The organism is Kitasatospora sp. SC0581 (assembly GCF_048159585.1).
Lineage (GTDB): Bacteria > Actinomycetota > Actinomycetes > Streptomycetales > Streptomycetaceae > Kitasatospora.
Genome location: NZ_JBLRWA010000039.1, coordinates 48,524 through 70,717 on the forward strand (window position 1 = coordinate 48,524; position 22,194 = coordinate 70,717).

Annotated in this window: 17 protein-coding genes and 1 pseudogene; 6 read left to right on the forward strand and 12 right to left on the reverse strand. The window is 73.8% G+C overall.

Annotation, left to right across the window (positions count from 1 at the left end; all coding sequences use genetic code 11):
* Nucleotides 1-3 precede the first annotated feature (3 nt).
* On the reverse strand, nt 4-909 hold the full coding sequence (gene prpB, locus ACLWS4_RS34345) for a methylisocitrate lyase (RefSeq protein WP_416876179.1): 906 nt from the start codon (nt 907-909) through the stop codon (nt 4-6).
* Nucleotides 909-2,414 carry an MmgE/PrpD family protein gene (locus ACLWS4_RS34350; protein WP_416876180.1) on the reverse strand — a complete coding sequence of 502 codons (1,506 nt, stop codon included), beginning with the start codon at nt 2,412-2,414 and terminating at the stop codon, nt 909-911. The genes prpB and ACLWS4_RS34350 overlap by 1 nt, the downstream gene beginning before the upstream one ends.
* Before the next feature lie 311 nt (nt 2,415-2,725).
* Between ACLWS4_RS34350 and ACLWS4_RS34355 the strand changes: the two are divergent.
* A pseudogene (locus ACLWS4_RS34355) lies at nt 2,726-3,376 on the forward strand (adenosylcobinamide amidohydrolase); the annotation flags it as partial.
* Between the two features lie 240 nt (nt 3,377-3,616).
* On the opposite strand, the gene ACLWS4_RS34360 reads toward ACLWS4_RS34355, so the two are convergent.
* From ACLWS4_RS34360 to aceA, 3 genes are all read right to left on the reverse strand, one after another.
* Nucleotides 3,617-4,483 (reverse strand): 3-hydroxybutyryl-CoA dehydrogenase, encoded by an 867-nt coding sequence (locus tag ACLWS4_RS34360; RefSeq protein WP_416876181.1) that lies wholly within the window; start codon nt 4,481-4,483, stop codon nt 3,617-3,619.
* Nucleotides 4,484-4,510: 27 nt separating this feature from the next.
* Nucleotides 4,511-6,121, reverse strand: coding sequence for a malate synthase A (aceB, locus tag ACLWS4_RS34365; RefSeq protein WP_416876182.1), 1,611 nt, complete (start codon nt 6,119-6,121; stop codon nt 4,511-4,513).
* Between the two features lie 167 nt (nt 6,122-6,288).
* Complete coding sequence (aceA, locus tag ACLWS4_RS34370; protein ID WP_416876183.1) at nt 6,289-7,584, reverse strand: isocitrate lyase; 1,296 nt, start codon at nt 7,582-7,584, stop codon at nt 6,289-6,291.
* A gap of 355 nt (nt 7,585-7,939) precedes the next feature.
* Here aceA and ACLWS4_RS34375 point away from each other — a divergent pair, with 355 nt between their 5' ends.
* Nucleotides 7,940-9,343 (forward strand): short-chain fatty acyl-CoA regulator family protein, encoded by a 1,404-nt coding sequence (locus tag ACLWS4_RS34375; protein ID WP_416876184.1) that lies wholly within the window; start codon nt 7,940-7,942, stop codon nt 9,341-9,343.
* A 28-nt stretch (nt 9,344-9,371) separates the two neighbouring features.
* Here the strand turns inward: ACLWS4_RS34375 and ACLWS4_RS34380 are convergent, their stop codons facing one another.
* The 7 genes from ACLWS4_RS34380 to ACLWS4_RS34410 all read right to left on the reverse strand — a co-directional run bounded on the left by ACLWS4_RS34380 (nt 9,372) and on the right by ACLWS4_RS34410 (nt 17,379).
* Nucleotides 9,372-10,616, reverse strand: a complete 1,245-nt coding sequence (locus ACLWS4_RS34380; protein WP_416876185.1) for a cytochrome P450 — start codon at nt 10,614-10,616, stop codon at nt 9,372-9,374.
* Between the two features lie 50 nt (nt 10,617-10,666).
* Nucleotides 10,667-12,034: an NAD(P)/FAD-dependent oxidoreductase gene (locus ACLWS4_RS34385; RefSeq protein ID WP_416876186.1), complete on the reverse strand. Its 1,368-nt coding sequence runs from the start codon at nt 12,032-12,034 to the stop codon at nt 10,667-10,669.
* On the reverse strand, nt 12,024-12,284 hold the full coding sequence (locus ACLWS4_RS34390; protein WP_416876187.1) for a ferredoxin: 261 nt from the start codon (nt 12,282-12,284) through the stop codon (nt 12,024-12,026). Before ACLWS4_RS34390 ends, ACLWS4_RS34385 begins: the two co-directional genes overlap by 11 nt.
* Nucleotides 12,285-12,387: 103 nt before the next feature.
* On the reverse strand, nt 12,388-13,767 hold the full coding sequence (locus ACLWS4_RS34395; protein WP_416876188.1) for a hypothetical protein: 1,380 nt from the start codon (nt 13,765-13,767) through the stop codon (nt 12,388-12,390).
* Nucleotides 13,767-13,961 carry a hypothetical protein gene (locus tag ACLWS4_RS34400; protein WP_416876189.1) on the reverse strand — a complete coding sequence of 65 codons (195 nt, stop codon included), beginning with the start codon at nt 13,959-13,961 and terminating at the stop codon, nt 13,767-13,769. The genes ACLWS4_RS34395 and ACLWS4_RS34400 overlap by 1 nt, the downstream gene beginning before the upstream one ends.
* A gap of 545 nt (nt 13,962-14,506) precedes the next feature.
* Entirely contained in the window at nt 14,507-15,931 is a 1,425-nt protein-coding gene (locus tag ACLWS4_RS34405) for a condensation domain-containing protein (protein WP_416876190.1), read from the reverse strand.
* Between the two features lie 2 nt (nt 15,932-15,933).
* A complete protein-coding gene (locus ACLWS4_RS34410; RefSeq protein WP_416876191.1) occupies nt 15,934-17,379 on the reverse strand; it encodes a condensation domain-containing protein in 1,446 nt (481 codons plus the stop codon).
* A gap of 212 nt (nt 17,380-17,591) precedes the next feature.
* Between ACLWS4_RS34410 and ACLWS4_RS34415 the strand changes: the two genes are divergently transcribed.
* The 4 genes from ACLWS4_RS34415 (at nt 17,592) to ACLWS4_RS34430 (ending at nt 22,006) form a co-directional block, all read left to right on the forward strand.
* Nucleotides 17,592-18,293, forward strand: coding sequence for a transposase (locus ACLWS4_RS34415; RefSeq protein ID WP_416876192.1), 702 nt, complete (start codon nt 17,592-17,594; stop codon nt 18,291-18,293).
* A 5-nt stretch (nt 18,294-18,298) separates the two neighbouring features.
* Nucleotides 18,299-19,210, forward strand: coding sequence for an IS3 family transposase (locus ACLWS4_RS34420; protein WP_416876196.1), 912 nt, complete (start codon nt 18,299-18,301; stop codon nt 19,208-19,210).
* Nucleotides 19,211-19,800: 590 nt separating this feature from the next.
* Complete coding sequence (locus ACLWS4_RS34425; RefSeq protein ID WP_416876193.1) at nt 19,801-20,502, forward strand: hypothetical protein; 702 nt, start codon at nt 19,801-19,803, stop codon at nt 20,500-20,502.
* Nucleotides 20,503-20,827: 325 nt separating this feature from the next.
* Complete coding sequence (locus tag ACLWS4_RS34430; RefSeq protein WP_416876194.1) at nt 20,828-22,006, forward strand: hypothetical protein; 1,179 nt, start codon at nt 20,828-20,830, stop codon at nt 22,004-22,006.
* Nucleotides 22,007-22,194: the final 188 nt, after the last annotated feature.

A 22,194-nucleotide genomic window follows, 5' to 3' on the forward strand; every position in this document is an offset into this window, starting at 1 on the left:
GGGTCAGGTGCCGGGCGGGAGGGTGAAGTCGAAGACGGCCGAGTCGAAGGCCGCGTAGTCGGCGTAGCCGAGGAGTTCGTACAGCCGGGAGCGGGTCTGCATGCGCGGCAGGAGGGACTGCTGGGTGCCCTCGGTGGCGATGGTGCGCAGCCCGTCCTCGATCGCGCCCATGGCGAGCCGCAGCAGGGTGACCGGGTAGAGGGCGATGTTGTAGCCGAGGCTCTCCAGGGTGCGGGTGTCCAGCAGCGGGGTCCTGCCGAACTCGGTGAGGTTCGCGAGCAGCGGCACGTCCACGGCCTTGCGGAACGCCTCGTACTCGGCCTCGTCGGCGAGGGCCTCGGGGAAGATCGCGTCGGCTCCGGCGTCGACGTAGGCCTTGGCCCGGTCGATCGCGGCGCCGAGTCCTTCGACGGAGCGGGCGTCGGTGCGGGCCATCAGCAGGAAGTCGGGGTCGCGGCGGGCGTCGACGGCGGCGCGCAGCCGGCGGACCATCTCCTCGCGGGGCGCGATGGTCTTGCCGTCGAGGTGGCCGCAGCGCTTGGGGTTGACCTGGTCCTCCAGGTGCAGCCCGGCCAGGCCCGCGTCCTCCAGGAGCTGGACGGTACGGGCGGCGTTCATCGGCTCGCCGAAGCCGGTGTCGGCGTCGATCAGCACCGGGAGGTCGGTGACCCGGGTGGTCTGCTGGGCGCGGGCGGCGATCTCGGTGGAGGTGGTCAGGCCGATGTCCGGCAGGCCGAGGTCGGCGGCGAGGACGGCGCCGGAGAGGTAGACGGCGTCGAAGCCGAGGTCCTGGATGAGCCGGGCGGAGAGCGGGTTGATCGCGCCGGGGACGCGCAGCAGCCGTCCGGAGGCGAGCTGTTCGCGCAGCGCCCGGCGGCGCTCGGCGGCGGTGGTGCGGGTGTGCAGCATCAGAACAGGCCCTTCGGCAGGGTGCGGTCGAACTCGCGGACGGCCTCGAAGTCGACGGCCGGGAACAGTTCGTCGAGGCCGGCGGCTGTCAGCTCGGCGAGACCGGCCGCGGCCGACAGGAAGCGGTCCTGGTCGGTGGGGGTGACGACGCCCTCGGTGAGGGTGCGGAACTTCCGCTGGTACGCGGGGCGGTCGAAGGGGCGGGCGCCGGCCGGGTGGGCGTCGGCGACGGCCAGTTCGTCCTCGATGACGGAGCCGTCGTCCAGGGTGATCACGATCCGGCCGCCGAAGGCCCGGTGCTGCGGGTCGGGGTCGTGGTAGCGGCGGGTCCACTCCGGGTCCTCGACCGTGCTGACCTTCCGCCACAGGGCGACGGTCTCCGGGCGGTTGGCCCGCTCGGGGGCGTAGGAGCGCTCGTGGTGCCAGCCGCCGTCCTCCAGGGCCACGGCGAGGATGTACGGGATCGAGTGGTCGAGGGTCTCCCGGCTGGCGCCGGGGTCGTACTTCTGCGGGTCGTTGGCGCCGGAGCCGATGACGTGGTGGGTGTGGTGGCTGGTGTGCAGCACCACCGAGCGCACCCGCTCCAGCGGCCCGGTCTTCTCGCGCAGCCGCCGGGCCAGGTCGATGACCGCCTGGGCCTGGTACTCGGCGGAGTGCTCCTTGGTGTAGGTGTCCAGGATCGCCCGGCGCGGTTCGCCGGGCTCGGGCAGCGGCACGGTGTAGTCGGCGTCCGGGCCGTCGAGCATCCAGGCGAGGAAGCCGTCCTCGCCCTCGTAGACCGGGGAGGGCGAGGTCTCGCCGCGCATCGCCCGGTCCACCGCCTCGATCGCGGCCTTGCCGGCGAAGGCCGGGGCGAAGGCCTTCCAGCTGGAGATCTCGCCCTTGCGGGACTGCCGGGTCGCCGTCGTGGTGTGCACGGCCTGCTGCACCGCCTGGTACACCGTCTCCGTCGGCAGCCGCAGCAGCGCGCCGAGCCCGCAGGCGGTGGCCGCGCTCAGGTGCGCGACGTGGTCGATCCGGTGGGCGTGCAGACAGATGCCCTTGACCAGGGCGACGTGGACCTCGTAGGCGGTGACGATGCCGCGCAGCAGGTCGGCGCCGGTGCGCCCGGTGTGCTGGGAGACGGCCAGCAGCGGCGGGATGTTGTCCCCGGGGTGGGAGTAGTCGGCGGCGAGGTAGGTGTCGTGGAAGTCCAGCTCGCGCACGGCGGTGCCGTTGGCCCAGGCCGCCCACTCGGGGGAGACCCTGGCCAGGCTGCCGAACACCCGGGCGCCGGGCGCCCCGTGGTGCGCGAGCGCCTGGGACCGGGCCACCGCCACCGGTCGGCGCAGCAGCGACGCGACCGCGACCGAGGCGTTGTCGACGACCCGGTTGACGGCCATGCCCACGGCGGCCGGGTCCAGTTCCTCGGTGGCAGTGGCGACGGCGGCCAGTTTCCAGGCCAACTGCTCCTCTCGCGGCAGCCGGTCGGCGCTGGGGTGGACGCGGACGTGGTGCTCGATCACGGGACTCCTCGGGAGCGTCGGGACCGCCCTGACGGGCTCGTACGCTCCAGGCTGCCGCGCCGGCGGGCGGGGATCCAGCAGGCCAATCCGCGGAATCCGGACAGCTCCGGGCTGCGAATCCGCGAATCCTGCGAATCCGCGGATCGTGCGAATCCGCGGATCGTACGAACCTGCGGAGCCCGCGAACCCGCAGAGCCCGCGAATCCTGTGGACCGGTCTCGCGGGGCTAGGATCCACAGGGCCTCCTCCGCCGGTGATCACCGCACCTCGCCGCCGGGACCGGGCCGGCCCGACCGCCCCCTGCCTCTGAGGTGATCACAGCGAACAGCCTGGTGTCCGAGCTGCGGCGACCCGCCGTCCTCCGCTCCGCGCGGTCGGAGGACGGCTCGTGTCGTCACCTGCTGGTGTGGAAGGCCGGCCCGGGCTGGCGGATGGTCAGCAGCGCCGTGCTGGGCGGGGGGATCGGCGAGCGAGGCTGGGTGGTGAACGCCCAGGTCCGGCCCGGCTACAGCCGGATGGACCCGGAGCGGCACCTGGCGGAGCTGGCCGAGGCCGAGGGCCTGCGCGGGCCGGGCGTCGGGCTGATGACCGCCGCGGAGGTCGACGACTGCACCTGGGGTGAGGACGGCGGCGCCGTCGCCCTGGTGACGACCGGCATCGGCGTCCCGACCTGGGCCGCGGCAGCCGCGGCACCGACCGGACCGTACGTCCCGGGGACGATCAACATCCTCGCGGTCGTGCCCGCGCCGGTGGCCGACGCGGGGCTGGTGAACCTGCTGGCGACGGCCACCGAGGCGAAGGTGCAGGCCCTCCTGGACGCCGGCTACTCGTGCTCGGGCACCCCGTCCGACGCCGTGTGCGTGGCCGTCCGCACCCCGGTCGACGGCGAGGCGGCCGACCCCTTCGGCGGCCCGCGGTCGGTCTGGGGCTCCCGGCTGGCCCGCGCCGTCCACCGGGCCGTCCTCGACGGGGCGGAACGCGACCGGGCCCGGCGGCGGGAGGGGCCGGGTGTGCCGCACCAGGGGCCCCGGCCGGACTGCCACCGGGCGGACGTCCTTTCAGCCGGAGCGGCCGGACCGACTGGAGCGGTCGAAGCGCTCGGATCGGCTGGAGCGCCCGGACGCGTCACCGCCTGAAACCACGCCGCCCCGCCGGTGCCCGGCCCTCCGCGACGGGAGCCGGGCACCGGCGGGGCGCGCTCGTCACGCCGAGGCGTGCGCGTGGAACCCCCGTCCGCTCTTGCGGCCGAGCAGTCCGGCCTCCACCATGCGGGAGAGCAGCGGCGGGGGCGCGTACAGCGGTTCCTTGTACTCCTCGTACATGGACCGGGCGATCGCCTCGACGGTGTCCAGCCCGATCAGGTCGGCGAGTTGGAGCGGCCCCATGGGGTGGGCGCAGCCGTGGACCATCCCGGCGTCGATGTCCTCGGGGCTGGCGTGGCCGGCCTCGGCCATCCGGATCGCGGCGAGCAGGTACGGCACCAGCAGGGCGTTGACCACGAAGCCGGCCCGGTCGCGGGAGTGGACGACGTGCTTGCCGAGGACGTCCCGGGCGAAGGCCGCCACCCGGTCGAGGACGGTCGGGGCGGTGTGCAGCGAGGACACCAGCTCGACCAGGGGCATCACCGGGGCCGGGTTGAAGAAATGCAGGCCCAGGATGTGGGAGGCGCGGCCGGTGGCGATGCCGAGGCGGGTGACCGGGATGGCCGAGGTGTTGGTGGCCAGGACGGCGTCCTCGGCGACGAGCACCTTGTCCAGGGTGGTGAGCACCTCGGTCTTGACCCGTTCGTCCTCGACGACGGCCTCGACCACCAACTGGCGGTCGGCGAGCGCCTCCAGGTCGTCGGCGAACAGCAGGTGGGCCCAGGCGTCGGTGCGCTGCTCCTCGCTGATCCGGCCGCGGTCGGCGGCGCGGTGCAGCGAGCGGTCGATCCGGGCCCGGGCGGTGCGCAGGGCGTCCCGGCCGGCCTCGCAGACGACGGTGTCGAGCCCGGCGCGGGCGAAGACCTCGGCGATGCCGGCGCCCATCTGTCCGGCGCCGACGACCGCGACGCGGCGGATGTCGTTCATGGTGCACTGCCTCCGTGGTGGGGCGGCTCAGGCCGCGGTGCGGATCCGCACGAGGTGGCGGGCGTAGGCCTCGGTGGTGAGGAAGGCGGGCAGGTCGGCGCCGAGGGCGGTGTCCTCCAGGATCCGCACCGCGTCGTCCACCAGCGTCGGGTCGGCGCCCTCGGCGAGCAGCGTGGCGCGCTCCCGGTCGATCAGGCGCCGCACCATGTCCGGGGTGACGAGCGAGCCGCCGGTCAGCCGGGTGCAGTGGTGCTGCCACTGCCAGATCTGGCAGCGGGCGATCTCGGCGGTGGCGACGTCCTCCATCAGCCCGAAGACGGCGACGGCTCCGGAACCGCCGAGCCAGGCGGTGAGGTAGCGCAGGGCGACGGCGATGTTGGAGCGCAGCCCCTGGTCGGTCGGCAGGCCGGCGGACAGCCTGTGCACGCCGAGCAGGTCGGCGGCGGTGACCTCGACGTCCTCGCGGGTGCGGTCGAGCTGGTTCGGCCGGTCGCCGAGGACGTCGTCGAAGGCGGTGCGGCAGGTGGCGACCAGGCCGGGGTGGGCGACCCAGGAGCCGTCGAAGCCGTCGCCGGCCTCCCGCTCCTTGTCGGCGCGCACCTTGGTGAGGGCCACCGCGTTGGCCTCCGGGGCGCGCTGGGGGATGGCGGCGGCCATCCCGCCGATGGCGTGGGCGCCGCGCCGGTGGCAGGTGCGCACCAGCAGGTCGGTGTAGGCGCGCAGGAAGGGCTGGGTCATGGTGAGGGTGGCGCGGTCCGGCAGGACGTAGCGCGGGCCGTGCTGGGCGAAGTTCTTGATCAGGCTGAACAGGTAGTCCCAGCGCCCGGCGTTGAGCCCGGCGGCGTGCTCGCGCAGCTCGTAGAGGATCTCGTCCATCTCGAAGGCCGCGGTGATGGTCTCGATCAGCACGGTGGCCCGGATCGTGCCGTGCGGGATGCCCAACTCGGCCTGGGCGAAGGCGAAGACCTCGTTCCAGAGCCGGGCTTCGCGGTGGTCCTCCAGCTTGGGCAGGTAGAAGTACGGGCCGCTGCCGCGCTCGATCTGCCGCTTGCCGCAGTGGAAGAGGTAGAGGCCGAAGTCGACCAGGGCGCCGACGGCGGGGCGGCCGCCGACCAGCAGGTGCTGCTCGTCGAGGTGCCAGCCGCGCGGGCGGACGACGATGGTGGCGGGGGAGTCGCCGATGCGGTAGCGCTTGCCCTCCGGGGTGGTGTCGTCGATCCGGCGTTCGACCGCGTCGACCAGGTTGAGCTGCCCGGAGACCAGGTTGTGCCAGGTGGGGGCGGTGGCGTCCTCGAAGTCGGCGAGCCACACCCTGGCACCGGAGTTGAGCGCGTTGACGGTCATCCGGCGCTCGGGCGGGCCGGTGATCTCCACCCGGCGGTCGGCCAGGCCCGGCCCGGCGCCGGCCACGCGCCACGTGCTGTCCTCGCGGACGGCGCGGGTCCCGGGGAGGAAGTCGAGGCTGCCGCCGTCCGCCAACTCGGCGCGGCGCCGGTCGCGTTCGGCGAGCAGCGCGGTGCGGCGGGCGGCGAACCGGTCGTGCAGACGGGCGAGGAAGGCGAGCGCCTCGGGGGTGAGGATCTCGTCGAAGCGGTCCTCGTGTTCTCCGAGGACCTCGATGCGGCTGGGCTGGCTCATCCGGTGCTCCAGGGGCGGGTGGAAGGCGCCCGGGGCCTCGTCCCTCAACGAGGCCCCGGGCGGCGGGGTGGGCGGCGGCCGCTCCCCAAAGCGGCCGCCAGGGTGGCTCGGTGGTGCTGTCCTTCCGGCTCGGCGGCCCGCTTCGGGCCCGGCGGCCTCCTTCGGACTCAGTGGAACTGCTCGGCCTCGGTGGAGCCGGTCAGGGCGAGCGTCTCGGCGTTCGGGTTGAGCGCGGTGGAGACCAGGTCGAAGTACCCGGTGCCGACCTCGCGCTGGTGCTTCACGGCGGTGTAGCCGTCCGGCACGGCCGCGAACTCGGCCTCCTGGAGGTCGACGTAGGCCGTCATCCCGTGCTCGGCGTAGCCGCGGGCGAGCTGGAACATCGAGTGGTTGAGCGCGTGGAAGCCGGCCAGCGTGATGAACTGGAAGCGGTAGCCCATCGCCCCCAACTCCCGCTGGAACTTGGCGATCTGGTCGTCGTCCAGCGCGGCCTTCCAGTTGAAGGAGGGCGAGCAGTTGTAGGCGAGCATCGTGTCCGGGTGCTCGGCCTTGACCGCCTCGGCGAACTCCCGGGCCTGCTCCAGGTCCGGGGTGCCGGTCTCCACCCAGAGCAGGTCCGCGTACGGGGCGAAGGCCAGGCCGCGCGAGATCACCGGGCCCATGCCGGGCTCGACCCGGTAGAAGCCCTCGGCCGTCCGCTCGCCGGTGGAGAACCGGGCGTCGCGCTCGTCCACGTCGCTGGTCAGCAGGTTGGCGGCGAGCGCGTCGGTGCGGGCGACGATCAGGGTCGGCACGTCGGCGATGTCGGCCGCGAGGCGGGCGGCGTTCAGGGTACGGATGTGCTGGGCGGTGGGGACGAGCACCTTGCCGCCCAGGTGGCCGCACTTCTTCTCGGAGGCCAGCTGGTCCTCGTAGTGGATGCCCGCCGCGCCGGCCGCGATCATGCCCTTGGTGAGCTCGAAGGCGTTCAGCGGGCCGCCGAAGCCGGCCTCCGCGTCGGCGACGATCGGCACCAGCCAGTCCGGGCCGCCGTTGCCCTCCGCCGCGTCGATCCCGTCCGCCCGCAGCAGCGCGTTGTTGATCCGACGCACCACCTGGGGAACGGAGTTGGCGGGGTAGAGGCTCTGGTCCGGGTACGTCTGCCCGGCCTGGTTGGCGTCGGCCGCGACCTGCCAGCCGGACAGGTAGATCGCCTGCAGCCCGGCCTTCACCATCTGCACGGCCTGGCCGCCGGTCAGCGCGCCGAGCGCGTGGACGTAGTCCTGCTCGTGCAGTTGCCGCCACAGCCGCTCGGCGCCGCGCCGGGCCAGGGTGTGCTCCTCGCGCACCGTCCCGGACAGCCGGACGACGTCGGCCGCCGTGTACGTGCGCTCGATGCCCGCCCACCGCGGGTCGGAGGCCCACCGGGCGGCGAGCTCCGCCGCCGCCTGCTGCTCCTGCTGCTGCCGGACCGACTGAGTCATGGGTCTGCTCCCCAGGGTGCTCGTTTGCTCGTTGCGAAGGATGTGACGCACCTCACCGCGAGGGCGAGTGGGCGGCCGGACGGTGCCGGGCTGCGGTGGCGCACCGCGGGACGTGGAGGCCCGGACAGCCCACCGGACCGCGAGCGACCTGGTGTTCTGCGGCTGTCCTGCGCACCTCCCGGCCGCAGCACCGACTCTGGCACCCCCGCCGAGCCGCCGTCACCGGTGGACCGCGGCCAACTTCTGCGAACGCTCCCCGGTGAATCCGCGAAGGTTGCGAAGGCCTGACCGGCTGCCCTGCGGCTAGGCTGCCCGCGCCGGATCGACCGATGCGCACAGCGGGGAGAACGACACCATGGGAAAGGCCTTCGCCGGTGCCAGGCTGCGCCGCCTGCGCGAGGAGCGCGGCCTCAGCCAGGCCGCCCTCGCCCGGCTGCTCGACCTCTCGCCCAGCTACGTCAACCAGTTGGAGCACGACGCCCGGCCCCTCACCGTGCCCGTCCTGCTGCGCCTCACCGAGGCCTTCGGCGTCGAGGCCGGCTACTTCGCCCCGCCCGACAGCGCCCGGCTCACCGCCGAACTGCGCGACGCGCTCGGCGAGGAGGTCACGGCTGGCCGGATCACCGGCGGGGACCTCGACGAGCTCGCCGCCCGACTGCCCTCCGTGGCACGGCTGTTGAGCGACCTGGCCCGCGGCCGCCGGGACGCCGCCGAGCAGCTCGCCGTCCTCGCCGGAGACCGCGGCCTCGGAGTCGACACGCACACCCCGCACGAGCAGGTCCGCGAGTTCTTCTACCGCCGCCGGAACTACCTCCACGAACTCGACACGGCCGCCGAGGACTTGGCGACATCCATCGGCCTGCGGCGCGGGGAGGTCCGGACCGTGCTGGCCGAACGGCTCGCCACCGGGCACCGGGTCCGGATCGCCACCGGAGGCGGCCGACTGCACCAGTACGACGAGCCGACCCGGACCCTCCGGCTGTCCGACCGGCTGCGCCCCGGCCAGCAGGCCTTCCGGATGGCCACCCAGCTGGCCTACCTGGAACACGACCCCCTGCTGTCCGAACTCGCCTCCCAGGACAGCCCGGAGGGCTCCACCGCCTTCGCGCTCACCCGCATCGGCCTGGCCAACTACTTCGCCGCCGCCCTCGTTCTGCCCTATGCCGCCTTCCACGCCCAGGCGGAGGCGGCCCGCTACGACATCGAGCACCTCGCCGACCACTTCGGCGTCGGCTACGAGACGGTCTGCCACCGGCTCAGCACCCTCCAGCGCCCCGGCCTGCGCGGCGTGCCGTTCTCCTTCGTACGCGTCGACCGGGCCGGGAACGTCTCGAAGCGCCAGTCCGCCACGCCCTTCCACTTCTCCCGCACCGGCGGCACCTGCCCGCTGTGGAACGTCTACGACGCCTTCGCCGCCCCCGGGCGCGTCCACGTCCAGGTCGCCGCCATGCCGGACGGCCGCCGCTACCTCTGGACCGCCCGCGCCGTCACCCGCTCGCCCGGCGGCTGGGGCCGCCCCGGCAAGACCTTCGCCATCGGCCTCGGCTGCGAGATCCGGCACGCCGGCCGACTGGTCTACTCCGCGGGCCTGGACCTCGGCGACGAGGCGGCCGCCACCCCGATCGGCCTCGGCTGCAAGGTCTGCGAACGCCCGGCCTGCCCGCAGCGCTCCGCCCCGGCCATCGGCCGACCGCTGGCCGTCGACGAGCACACCAGCACCTTCGTCCCGTACGCCGCGCTGCCCGGCCCCCGGGACTGAGGGCGCCCGGACGGCTGGGGCGGCACGCTCAGTCCGTGATGCCGGAGACCGCCAGCGGCAGGTGGCGGGGCCCGCGCAGGATCGGGCTGCGGCGGTACACGGGCGGGTCCTGGAGCAGTCGGGGGTCGTCGAGGCGGCGGACGAGCGCGGTGAGGGCGATCTGCCCCTCGACCCTGGCGAGCGGCGCGCCGAAGCAGCTGTGCACGCCGCTGCCGAAGCCGAGGTGCTGGTTGTCCTTCCGGGTCGGGTCGAAGCGGTCCGGGTCGCGGAACCGCCGCGGGTCCCGGTTGGCGGCGGCGAGGACCAGGACCAACGGCGCGCCCTTGGGGATGGTGACGCCGTCGACGTCGACGTCGGTCAGCGCGGTGCGCTGCGGCAGCAGTTGGACCGGGGGCTCGTAGCGCAGCACCTCCTCCACCATGCCCGGTATCAACTCGGGCCGTTCGCGCATCATTTGGAGGGCCTCGGGATGGCGCAGCAGGGTGAGCACGCTGTTGGTGACCAGGTTGACGGTCGTCTCGTGCCCGGCGATGAGCAGCAGGACGGCGGTGGCCATCAGCTCAGGCCGGGTGAAGCCACCCTCCGGGCCGGGGTCGTTGACGAAGGCGGAGAGCATGTCGTCGGAGGGCCTGCCGCGGCGGCTCTCGGCGAGTTCGCCGAGGTACAGCCCCATGTCCGTCCGGGCCTGGAGGGCCACCCGCTGCCGTTCGGCCGGGTCGGTGCCGGGGGTGGGGTCGAAGCCCTCGATCAGGGTCTCGGTCCAGGCGTGGAACCGGGGTTCGTCCTCGCGCGGCACCCCGAGCAGCCGGCAGATCACGGTGACGGGGAGCGGGTAGGCGAAGTCCTCGACGAGGTCGATCCGGTCGCGGCCGCGCAGCCCGTCGATCAACTCCCCGGCGATCGCGGTGATCTCGTCGTGCATGGCGTCGACCCGGCCGGGCGCGTGCGGCGGGCCGAAGGGCCGCATGGCCAGGTTGCGCAGCCGTTCGTGCTCGGGGTCGTCCCGGCCGATGAAGGCGACCGGGACGACCGGCACCTCGTCCGGGTCGGTGCGGTTGCGGCGGTCGGAGCTGATCCGCGGGTCGTGGAGCAGCGCGGCGACCTCGTCGTAGGTGCCGACCAGGTAGCCGCCGTCGTCCTGGCGGGCCACGCCGTGCTCGCGCAACTCGGCGTAGAGGGGGTAAGGGTCGGCGCGGTTGGCGTAGTCGGTGATCCGGCGGTACAGCGTGCCTGGGGATCCGGTGCTGCTGCCGGGGGTGTCGGTGGTGGCCATGGCGGGCTCCTCGGGGGTGGCGGCGGCGGTCCGCGGCGCCGGGACGGTGCTCAGCCGTCCCAGCGCCGAAAGGTCAGCCGCCGGTCGGGCAGGTGACCGGTGAGCGCGACGGTGGGACCGTGCGAGAGCACCTTCGGATCGGGCACGTCGGACGGGACGGGGGTACGGGAGGGCGGTGGCTCCACGCCGACCCAGGCGGGCGGGAACGGGGCGGCGGTCTCGATCAGCCCCTGGTAGTGCTCCAGCCACTTGGCCCGGTTCACGCTCACAGCGGCCGTGATCCGGCCCCGGTACCCGTAGACCGCGACGAACCGCCGCTCCTCCGGCGAGCCCTGGGCGACCACCACGTGGTCGGAGAAGGTCGGCACGCCGACGGACTTGATGTTGAGGCCGAACTGGCTGGACCAGAAGGCGGGCACGCTCAGGTGCGGCAGCCGGCGCGGCCCCGGGTTGACCATGTTGTGGGCCGCCACCGCGGCCTGGGCGACCGCGTTGCCCCAGTGTTCGAGGGAGAGCAGCTGGTACTCGAAGAGCGGGTGGGGGAAGCGGGCGACATCACCCGCGACGAAGACGTCGTCGGTGACGATCCCGTACATGTCGAAGGCACGGCAGCCGGCGTCGCAGGCGACGCCGCGCCGACCGGCGGCGAGCCCGGAGTCGGCCAGCCACTCGGTGTTGCGCACGGCCCCCAGGGCGACCACGGCGACGTCCGCCTCGATCCGGCTGCCGTCGGAGAGCTCGGCGCCGGTGAGCCGCCCCTCCCGGCCGTGGAGCGCGGTGACGGTCACCCCGCAGCGCAGGTCGACCCCGTGGGCGCGCTGGACCCTGGCCGCGAAGGCGCCGAAGGCCCCGCCGAGGGCGCCGACCAGCGGGGCGGGGCCGCGCTCCGCGACCGTCACCGCCACGCCGCGTTCCCGGCAGGCGGAGGCGATCTCGGAGCCGGTGAACCCGGCACCGATCACCAGCACCCGCCGCGGGCCGGCCGCCAGCCGCTCGGCCAGCCCGGCCGCGTCGTCGGCGGTGCGCAGGGTGAACACCCCGTCGAGGGCGGCCTGCGCGGGGTCCGGCCACGGCCTGGCCCGGGTGCCCGTCGCGATCAGCAGCCGGTCGTACGGCAGCCGTTCGCCGGTCGCGAGCAGCACCTGCCTGGCCGCCCCGTCCACGCCGGTCGCGCGGACGCCGAGCCGCCAGTCCGCGTCCACCTCGCGGCGGCGCGGCAGCGCGGTCTCCCCGGCGCGCACCCGCCCGAGCAGCACCTGCTTGGACAGCGGCGGACGGTCGTACGGCGGTCGGCGCTCCTCGCCGACCACGGTCAGCCGCCCGGCGAAGCCCTCGTCGCGCAGCGTCTCCGCGGCGCGCAGCCCGGCCAGCGAGGCGCCGACGACGACGATCCGGCCGCTCCGGAGGTCACCGCACACCGGACCGGCCCTCCCGGCCCGGGACCCGGCTCTCGCTGTCCTCCTCGGCCCCGGCCTCGGCACGGTCATCGACCAGGATGGCCTGCACCGGACACGCCGCAGCGGCCCGCAGGACGCGCTCCCGCTGCCCGCCGGGGGGCTGCGGGGTGTACATCAGGGCCTCCTCGCCGTGCAGCTCGAACACCCGGGGCGCGAGGAACGCGCACTGCGCGTAGCCCTGGCAGCGGTTGAGGTCGACGACGATCTTCACGGACACTCCTCCCGGCCGGTCCGTACGTCCGGCATCACGGCACGCCGTCCGGTCTCAGGTCACATGGTGAGGAGGGCGGGAGCCGAGCCGCGGTTCGCCCTGGTCAACGAGTCGGTCCGGTGGGCGGAGACCGTCGACCACGGCGGCTCTCGGGCTCTTGCCAGGGCTTCCGGCGGAAGGATGGCGCGAGGTGGGCCAGGGCGTCCTGCCAGGTGCCGACGTGGACGGGGAGCGTCCGCAGCGAGGCGGCCAGGGTGTGCACGGCATCGGGGGTGGTGGGGCGGGCGATCCAGTTGACGGCGTGGGCGAGCACCTGGGTCCTCGTCGGTACGCCGCCCGTACCCGGCGCTTCGGCCAGCAGGGCGCGGACCGGCAGGGCGGCCGGTCCGCGATGGCGGGGTCGGACCAGGTGCGGGGCGCCGTCGGCGGGGTCGGTGCGCAGGGTCGTGTAGGGCTCGGGGCGTACGTGCCAGCCGTGCTGTTCGAGCCGGCGGGCGTTCTTGACGAGGTCGGACATCCAGTTGCGGGGGAGGAGGACGGCGTGGCCGTCGGCGTGGTCGGCGGCCGCGCACAGCAGCCGGAGCTCGTCGGGCTGCGCGGGGGCGTAGGCGGCGAGGACGTCGGTGAGGGTGCGGCGCAAGGCGTCGGGGGTGCGGGCACGGGTGAGGAGTTCGCCGCCGCGGAACAACAGGTGGAAGGCATCGGGTCGTTCGACGGTGAGGGTGACGGGGGTGTAGGCGTCGTCGGGCCTCGCGCCGGTGGTCTCCCGGACGATGCGGTGCGCCTCGTCGCCGCGTACGGCGATGCCCACCCGCCTGCCGCCGGGGCGGACGGTGAGCAGGGCGTCCACCGGGCGGGTCGCCTGGTTCACGGAGCAGCTGGTGGGTGTCTCGATGACGGTCGCGCGGGGGTCGGCACCGGTGAGGGCGACCAGGGCCGCGCTGACGTCGGGGAAGCCGGAGAGCACCTCGGCCGGTCGGCCGGGGGTGAGGAGTACGGCGGTGGGGGTGCCTCGCCGTGCGGCCTGGCGGGCCAGGTGGGCGAGTTCGTCCCGTACGGGCGCGGGCACGGGTGCGCCGAGGGCGCGGGTGTTCTCGCCGTCCACGAGGAGGACGGAGGTGTCGAGCCGGTCCAGGGCGTTGGTGTTGGCCGCGATGTCGGCCGACAGTTGGGTGCAGTAGCCGCAGGTGGCGGACATCGCGATGACCAGCATCGGGTGGGGCAGGCCCTGGGCGTGGGTGGTCGCCGTGTCCTGGAGATCGGTGGGTGCGGTGGGCGCGGATGTGCCGGGGAGGGTGACCAGGCCGGCGTTGTGCCATTGGGTGAGGCAGCGGCTGTGCTGGTCACGGTGTCCGGGGGCTGGGGGCCGGCCGCGCAGCCAGCCCAGGGCGGTCGGGCCGAGGTAGGCGGCGGCGGGGTGTGCGGTGCCCAACAGGACCGCGCCGCCGCCGAGTTCGGCCACGACCGCGTCGGGCCGCAGCATCAGAGAAGGCAGAAGCCGAGGGCGCACAGGGTAATCGTGCCGCAGCAGTCCTCGTCGACTTCGCAGGCCTCGCCAGGGCTGGCGCAGGCGGTTGGGGCGTAGATGACTTCGGAGAAGATGCCCTCGATCTCGGCAACGGTCTCCGCGTCCGGAAGGTGGTCGGACTCGGTGGAGGGTTCAAGGTAGGTCAGCATGCCCCCAGCGTTCGCCATGAACGCCCGCCGTACCACCGGGGACACCACCGACCGGCGCCGTTCGAATGACTCAGGGGCGTCGGTGTCGCGGCTGCCGGGCAGGACGCCGCACAGGATGAGGCCGCCGTCGGCGGTGGGCCGGGTGGTTCCGTAGCCGAGCGCGAGTCCGCCGGAGTGCTGTCCGGCGCTGGAGGCGTGGTCGGGGCGTGCGGTCGCGCGGGGCCCGTCGCGATGGTGTGGAGGGGGTAGTTCCCTTGCCGAGGCCGGGTGTTCGTTCCCGCGTGGCAGCAGAGCCGGTCGGCGTGGCTGGTCGGCCGGAACGGCTCCGATGGAAAGGGAGAAGACCCGTGAGGACACCGTTCACTGCCCTGGGCAGAGGACGATGTCCCCGGTGCCAGCGGGTGCGACGCTCGGAACCCGTCCGATGCGACCGGCGGCGGCTGCATCCTCATCGCCTGGTAGTGCCTGCTACCCCGTGTGGCGGCGTTTCGATCGAGGTTGCCCCGTGGCGCCGGCACTGGGGTGAGGGCGGCGCGAACTTGCGTTCACCCCGGCGCCGTGAACGGCCTTTCCATGGGCTGTCGGGTGCGGGGGATGTCGTCGATGGCTTCAGTGAGGTGCTGGTGGACCGCGTGGAGGAAACGGGCGACGGTGCGGTCCGCGGTGGCGGTGCCCGGGTGGCGGGTGCGTACGAACAGGCCGTGGCGGGTGCGGGAGAGCCAGAGCTGGACGGTGTCGGCGGCGGTGGCGCGGCTGATGTGGTGGGGGTTGCGTGCCCGTGGCGGCTCGCCGATGGTGCCGACCGTGCGGTAGTCGAGGTAGGAGAGCATGAAGAGGTCGCCGCCGGTGGGCCGCAGCCGGCCTTCCAGGGCGGTGACCGTGGCGGCGAGGGGTAGTCGGGCCGTTTCCCGGGAGCGGCGGAACGCGGCCCGGGCCGCGGGGAGTGCGGCGGCGAGGGTGGCGGCACCCGCGGGGTCGAGTGTCAGCGGCGCGACGGTGGTGAACCAGCCGATCGCGCGGGCCAGTTGTGGTCGCTGCCGGGTGTGCAGGGGCACCAGCAGCCGGAGCGGCGGTGGTGCGCCCAGCTCGCGGAGCGCCAGCGCCGTCGCGGCCAGCAGGCCCGTGAAGAGGGTGCCGTCGGCCTGACGGCAGTGCTGTTCGAGCAACGCCGTCCCGGCGGCGTCCAGGAGACGGCGGTGGTCGCCGTGCCGGGGCGGGGCGCTGCCGCCCGGGGCCGTTCCGAGCGGAAGCGGGAACGTCGGCAGGTCGCCGTCGCCGTCGGCGAGGAACCGCTCCCACACCTCCAGGGCGCGGCTGCGGTCGGGGTCTCCGGGTTCCGACGCGCTGTCCGTGGGGCGGGTCGCGCGGTCGGCGGCCGGCGCGGGGCGGGACCCGCGGGGACGGGTGGGAGCGGTGAGGATCCCGGTGAGCTCCTCGGCGGCGATCGCCAGGGAGTGGGCGTCGGTGTGGCAGTGGTCGAACCCGCACACGACGGTGGTGCCCGCCTCGCGGAGGACGGCGGCGAACGCGTACGAGGGCCAGGCCAGCGGCCGGCAGGCCCGGTCGAGGAGTGCGGTGAGCCGCTTCCGGAGGCCGTCGGGGGTCTGTGCACCGCCGACCTCGGCGATGGTGAATCCGGGAGCGTCCGCGGGGACGGCGAACCGTTCCGCCCGGCCGTCCGGCCCCGTACGCAGTCCGGTGCGCAGGGTCGGGTGGCAGCGGGCGAAGGTGGTCAGCCCGTCGCGCAGCACGGCGGGGTCGGCCCGGAACGGCAGGTCGAAGGCGCAGGCGAGCCAGCTGCGGGCCTGCGGGCGCTGCAGGGCCGCTGCGAGGTGGAACTCCTCGTTGGCGCTCAGCGGGTCGCCGGTCGCCGGGGCGCGCGCCGCCGCGGAGAGCATCGCGGCCGTCGGCGTCAGGGCGAACAGCCGTCCCGGGGGCGGCCGGTAGTCGTCGACGTCGATGACGTGCATGCTCACACCCCGCTGGTCGAGGACGACTCCGCCAGCGACTCCGTCCGGGACTCGCGGGGGACTCCCGGACCACGTGGCGGGGCGTCCGGTGTGTCGGGGGCGGTGCTCCGCAGGACCAGGCGCAGCTGCTGGAGGTAGCGGTGGACGCTGTCGCGAGCGATCGGGTTGTCGGGATAGCTGACGGTCAGACGCAGCCCCTGCCACAGCCGCCACAGCCAGATGGACACCCCGCTGACCGGCGCCCCGGAGCCGAGGACGCCGAACCTGGCGGCGGTCCACTGCCGGGAGCCCGGGGTGTGCCGCAGGTCGACGTAGGAGAGCACCGGTGGCGCCGTGGTCCCGAGGGCGGGGGCGACGCCCGGGTGCAGTTCGAGCACGCGGGCGGGTGACACCTCGGCCATGGCCTGGGCGTGGCCCAGCGCGCGGTGGGTGGCGGCCGCGGTGGCGGCGAGGGGCCGGCCGGGCAGGACCTGGAAGTCCACGGGCACCAGGTTGACGAACCAGCCCTGCGCCGCGTGCCAGCGCCGCTCGCCGCGGGTGTGGGCGACCATCAGGCGCCGGTAGCGCGGGACGCCGGTGAGTGCGTGCTCGGCGACGGCGAGCGCGGCGATGGACCCGGCGGCGAAGCCGGTGCCCTGTCGGCGGCAGGCACCGGCGAACGCGTCGGCCTGTGCGGGATCGAACAGGTCGATGGTCTCGAACACGGACGGGTACCTGCGTCCGGGGTCGGTGCCCAGGGGGAGGCCGAAGCCGGCGGGCAGTCCCCGGTCCAGGAAGTCCAGCCAGCGGGTGGCGGCGGGGTGGTCCGGGTCCAGCGTGGCGTTGCGGCCGGCCTCGGCCAGGCAGTAGTCGAGATGGCTGCCGGTCTCGGGCAGTCTGGCGGGCGCACCGCCCGTCTCGGCCGCGTAGAGCGCGCGGATCTCGGAGAACACCCGGGCCAGCGAGCAGCCGTCGGTGTGCGCGTGGTCGACGGCGAAGAACACCGTGGACTTCTCGGGGCGCACCACGGCGCCGGCCACGAAGCCGGGCCAGCCGACGGGGCTGATCGCTTCGGCGAAGCGTTCGCGCATCCACGCCCGGACGGCTTCCCCGGTGTCGCGGACGCCGAGCCCGACCGGGCGGACGGTCACCGCGTGCGGCGGCAGCAGGCGGCGCCTCAGGTCGGGGCCGTCGGCCGTGAACCAGGTCCGCAGGGCGTCGTGCCGGCGCAGCCACGCCTGCCAGGCCCGGGCGAGCGCGGGCGCGTCGAGCCGTCCCGGCAGGTCGAAGAAGGTGGCCAGCCAGCCGTGTCCCTCCGACCGTTCGGCGAGGTGGCGCCGGATGTGGGTGGTCTGGACGTCGGAGGCGCCGACGGGATGGTCGAGCCCGTCGGCCGGTGACGCGGACGCCCGGAACTCGACGAGTTCGCCCGGTTCGGCCGGGTAGTCACGGATCGAGAACACCAGCACCGCGCTTCACGCTCCTTCTCGGGCACGCGCCCCTCTGGGTCATCGGCAGGCGACGTGGCACCTGTGAACGGCTGAGCTCCCACGGCCCGGGCAGGTTGGGCGTGAAGGGCCGCAGGTCACTCAGTGACCCGGTGCGCGCCGGGGGGATGCCGAGGCCGTTCCGCCGAGAGCTGCCGTGTTGACGGCCGAATCCGTAACGATACGTGCCGTACATGCCCCGTCAGCACCGCCACTCCAGCAGCCGCCTGGCGGGAGTGGACGGATCCGAGACCATTGATGTCCTCGGCGAGGAATTCGGTAGTGCCGTGCTCAGCCCGGGCACTGCCCGATGGAGACGGTGGCACTGGCGCGAGCGGCTCACTGGGCTCCACCGACAGCACCGTGACCGAGGTCGTCGGATAGCTGGCCGATGCGCGGGCACTGCCCGGTGCGTTCAAGCACGACAGTGGCGCAATCATCGGACAACGGGACCCCTTCGAGCAGGAAGACCTTGGTCGGCTTCCTGGCCATACCCGGGGTCCCGCCCTCATGATCTCCGCCGCTGCCGTCGGCGGGCTGGGACATCACCCGGATGTGGTCTTGACCGGCTCAACCAGCCGTTAACTACGTGGCATTGGAAGTACCCGCCCGAGTTGCGGCAGCGGGCTGTTGCCGCATACCGGGCGGCCGATCCGAAGCCCGTGATCCGTCAGATGGCCCGCGAGCTCGGGGTTCACCATGAGGCCCTGCGCAACTGGATCCGCCAGGACGAGGCGGATCGGGGTGAGCGCGACGACCGGCTGACCACTGTCGAGAAGGAGGAACTGGCCGCTCTGCGCAAGGAGAACGCCGAGCTCCGCCGGTCCTGCGAGATCCTCAAGGCCGCCTCGGCTTTTTTCGCCCAGGAGCTCGACCCGACCCGGCGACGGTACTGAAGCTCATCGACGAGCACCAGGACCGCTTCGGGGCCGAGCCCGTCCTCCGGGAACTGCACATCCCCGCCTCCACCTACTACCGCTGGCGCCGCGACGTCCACGAGCCCTGCGAGCGCAGACGCCACGACGCCGAACTGACCGAACACATCCGCCGCATCCACGCGGACTCCGACAACACCTACGGCTCCCCACGCGTCCACGCCGTCCTACGGCGCGAGGGCACCCACGTCGGCCGCAAGCGGGTCGAACGCCTGATGCGCCAGGCCGGCCTCCAAGGCGTGAGCCCGCGCCGGCCCCGCTCCTTCACCCGACGCGACCCTGCCGCGGGCCTCGCTCCCGACCTGGTCCAGCGCGACTTCACCGCCGGCGCCCCGAACCGGCTGTGGGTCGCCGACATCTCGCTGATCCCCACCGACGAGGGCCCCTGCTGGCTGGCCACGATCCGTGACGCCTTCTCCCGAAGGATTGTCGGCTGGCATGCCTCGGAGCGGGCGGACGCCGACCTGGTCCTCACCGCCCTGGAGTATGCCCTGCACGGCCGGCCCGTCGAGCCCGGAACGCTGATCCATCACAGCGACCACGGGCGTCAGTACACGTCCATCAAGCTCACAACCCGCCTGCTGAAGGCGGGAATCGAGCCGAGCATGGGCACCATCGGCGACTCGTTCGACAATGCGCTGGCAGAGAACTTCTGGAGCGTCCTGAAGACCGAGTGCGTGCGCCGCACGACCTTCGCGACCCGCACTGACGCCGACCTGGCCCTGTTCGCCTACATCGACGGCTTCTACAACACCCGCCGTATCCAAAAGCGCCTCGACTGGCTCAGCCCCGACGAGTACGAGGCGAAGTACTACGCCGACCAGGCGACGGCCGAACCAGTGACCCTCGAACCACCCACACCCGTCCTGACCAGGTAATCAACACCTCCCGCACAACGGGGGAAGCTCAGTGGCGATCTCCCCCCGGTCACTCGCCGGTTCCGCTGCGGACGCGGACCCGCCAGCGCCACAACGAGGGCGACCGCCCCGAGAGGCACCGCCACACGTCGCATCAGCGGACGCCGACCTGCCGTACGCCGCGTCACGTGAACCGAGGCGTTCATCCGTTCCTGGGTCCGGCTTGTGGAGCCATCGTCACAGCCGGAATCCCCCGACGCACGCCCTGCGGCGTGGCGCGAACGGGAACCCCAGCGGTCCCGCGGGCACGGCTCCCCTGTGCCGTCGCCCGCTGCTCCCGGCGCCGGCCACGGCCGCCATCGGGAACTCCCTTGGCGCCGACTGGATGTGGAGCCTGTAGCGGTTCACGTCCGACGTCGTGAGTGCGGTGTTCACCGGTTGAGTTCGCCGAGTAGACCGCATGGTGGCGGCAACGGCGTGGAGCGGGTGGCCCCGGTGGGGCGGTGCAAGGTCCGCCGGGCTCTCGTGTGCGAGCGAACGGTCAAGTGGTGACGAGGGCATCGGCCGGTCTCGTCTCTTCCGCCGCTTGGTCGGGCCTGTCCGGGTGAGGCGTGGAGTGGGGCGGCGGCACACGGGTGGCGGCTGCTCAAGTGCAGGGCTATTCCTGGCAGTACGGCGTGATGCCGACGAACAGAAAGAAGGAAGAACCAGTGAGGCATGTGAGACATTTCATGGCCGCGGCTGTCGCAGGCGGGTTGCTGGCGGTGGCGGTTCCGGGCGGCGCCGGGTCCGCACACGCGACGGAGCTGTTGGACAACCTGACCTGTCAGGGGCCGGCGACGTTGACGTTCGCGGACCCGCTGACCGACACGGTCGCCGCCAACTCGTTCACCCTCAGCGGCAAATTCGACCTGTGTTACAGCAAGGACGGATCTGAAACGGTCATCGACCACGGCACGATCACCTCGTCAGGCAGTGGCGCCGCGCTGTCCTGCAACACCTACCATCCCTTCTCCGGGACGGCGACGTTCACCTGGTACGACAAGAACAAGGAGTACCTCGGCACCACGACGGTCTCCTACCAGGGCGGCGAGAAGGGCAGCGCGACCGTCAACGAGCTGGCCAACGACGAGACCGGCATCACGGACGCGACCAGCAGCCTCCTGGGGCTCAACAACTTCCAGGGAAACTTCACCCCGACCGGATTCACCGGCGACTGCGAGACCTCGGGCCTGACCTCCCTGACCGGGGACTACAACGTGGACTTCAGCCTGGCCTCGCTGCGAGCGCCTGCCCCGGATTCCCGCAGGTGACAGTCGCCTGATCCCAGGGTGCGCCGCCGGCCGGGCCTCCCGCTTGGGTGGCGCGGGCCCGGGGCAGCGACCCCGCGGCCCGCACCGTGCCACCGCCGGCGGGTGGGGAGCTCCGCCCGGTGACCGACCCATTGGAACGACCCACCCGAACGAGGTAGTTCGCATCGAAAGCGCAGCGGTGCCATCGGAGTTGGCACACGATGAAGCCATGAGACTCCATGGTCCCCTCGGTTCCCGCCCCGGCGGGTTCCTCGTGTCGTCGCCGGTGTCGGCTTCGGGTGGTGGACCCGCCTCCGGGCGCGCCCGCCGCCGGTCCCTGCTGTGCGTGTCCGCCGCACTGTGCTGTGTCCTGGGCGCGACCGCTGCCCCCGCTCACGCCGAGGCCGGCATGGCCGGGCTTCGGGCAGCGGCCGATCAGCCCCACGGCCAACAGGCGTACCTCCAGGCCGGAAAGTACTCGTTCACCGTGCCGGAGGGCGTCAGCACCATGACCCTGTACGCGCTCGGCTCCGGCGGTGGTGGAGCGGCCGGGGGCGGAGGCGGCGGTGGGGGCGGCGGTGGCGGTGGCGGGAACTGGACCTTCCTGGGCCAGGCCACGGGCGGCGGCGGGGGCGGCGGAGCGGGTGGCGGAGGGGGAGGAGGTGGCGGTGGCGGTGGCGCGGGGGTGTTCGTGACCTGCGCCGTGTCGGTCACTCCCGGAACGGTCCTCTCGGTCACGGTCGGCAAGGGCGGTGCGCCGAGGAGGAACAACTCCCAGGGTGGCACCGGGGGTGCCGGCGGTCGGGAGGGTGCCACCGCGCGGCCCGCCAAGCCCGGTGCCGCGGGCACCCCGGGCAGCGGCGCCAGCCTCTTCAGTCCGGACGGCAGCTACACCTACGTCCGCGCGGGCGACCGCTCCGTCGAACTCCTCTTCGGCGGCGGCCACACCGGGTTCCCCGGTGAGCCGGCCGGTGCGGGCCGGGGCGGCCGGGGCGGGGAGGCGTCCACCGGCTCGCTCGGCGGCGCGGGAGGCAGCGGTGGTACCGGAGCCGCGGGCGGTCCGGGCGGCCGGGGTGGGAGCGGCGCCGCGTTCAGGGCATCCCCGAAGACCTGCGGCAGGAACACGGTCTCGGTCAGTGTGGCGCCGGGCGGCTACGGGGGCTCCGGCCAGGCCGGTGCGGCCAGTTCCGACGCCTCTCCCGGCGGACACGGCGCCAACGCTCTTCCCCCCGGAGGGCGCCCGGGGAGCGGTGGCAACAGCTCCCGTGGCGGCCAGGGCGGCACCGCCGGTGGTGCGGGCGGTGTCCCGACGGTCGCCCTGCCGCCTGGCGTCACCCTGCCGCCCGGTGCCGGGCGGGGCGGCTCCGGCAGCGATGGCACCGACGGCGGCGACGGCGGCTCGGGCGGCCACGGCGGCGAGAACCCGCCGGGTGTGGACGACGTCCCCGGCGCCGGCGGGGCCGGTGCCCGGAACCCGTCCGACGCGGCCAGTGGGGGCGACGGCTACATCCTCATCGCCTGGTAGCACCCGCTACTCCGTGTGGCGGCGTTCCGATCGAGGTTTCCCCGTTGCACTGGCATTGGGGTGAGGACGCGAACGCGCGCTCACCCCGGCGCCGTGAACCAGGTGGTCGCCACCTGGGCGATGACCTCCAACGACGAAGACCCCGGGGCCCTCGCCCTCCAGGAGACCGCACGGGACGCCTTCGGCCT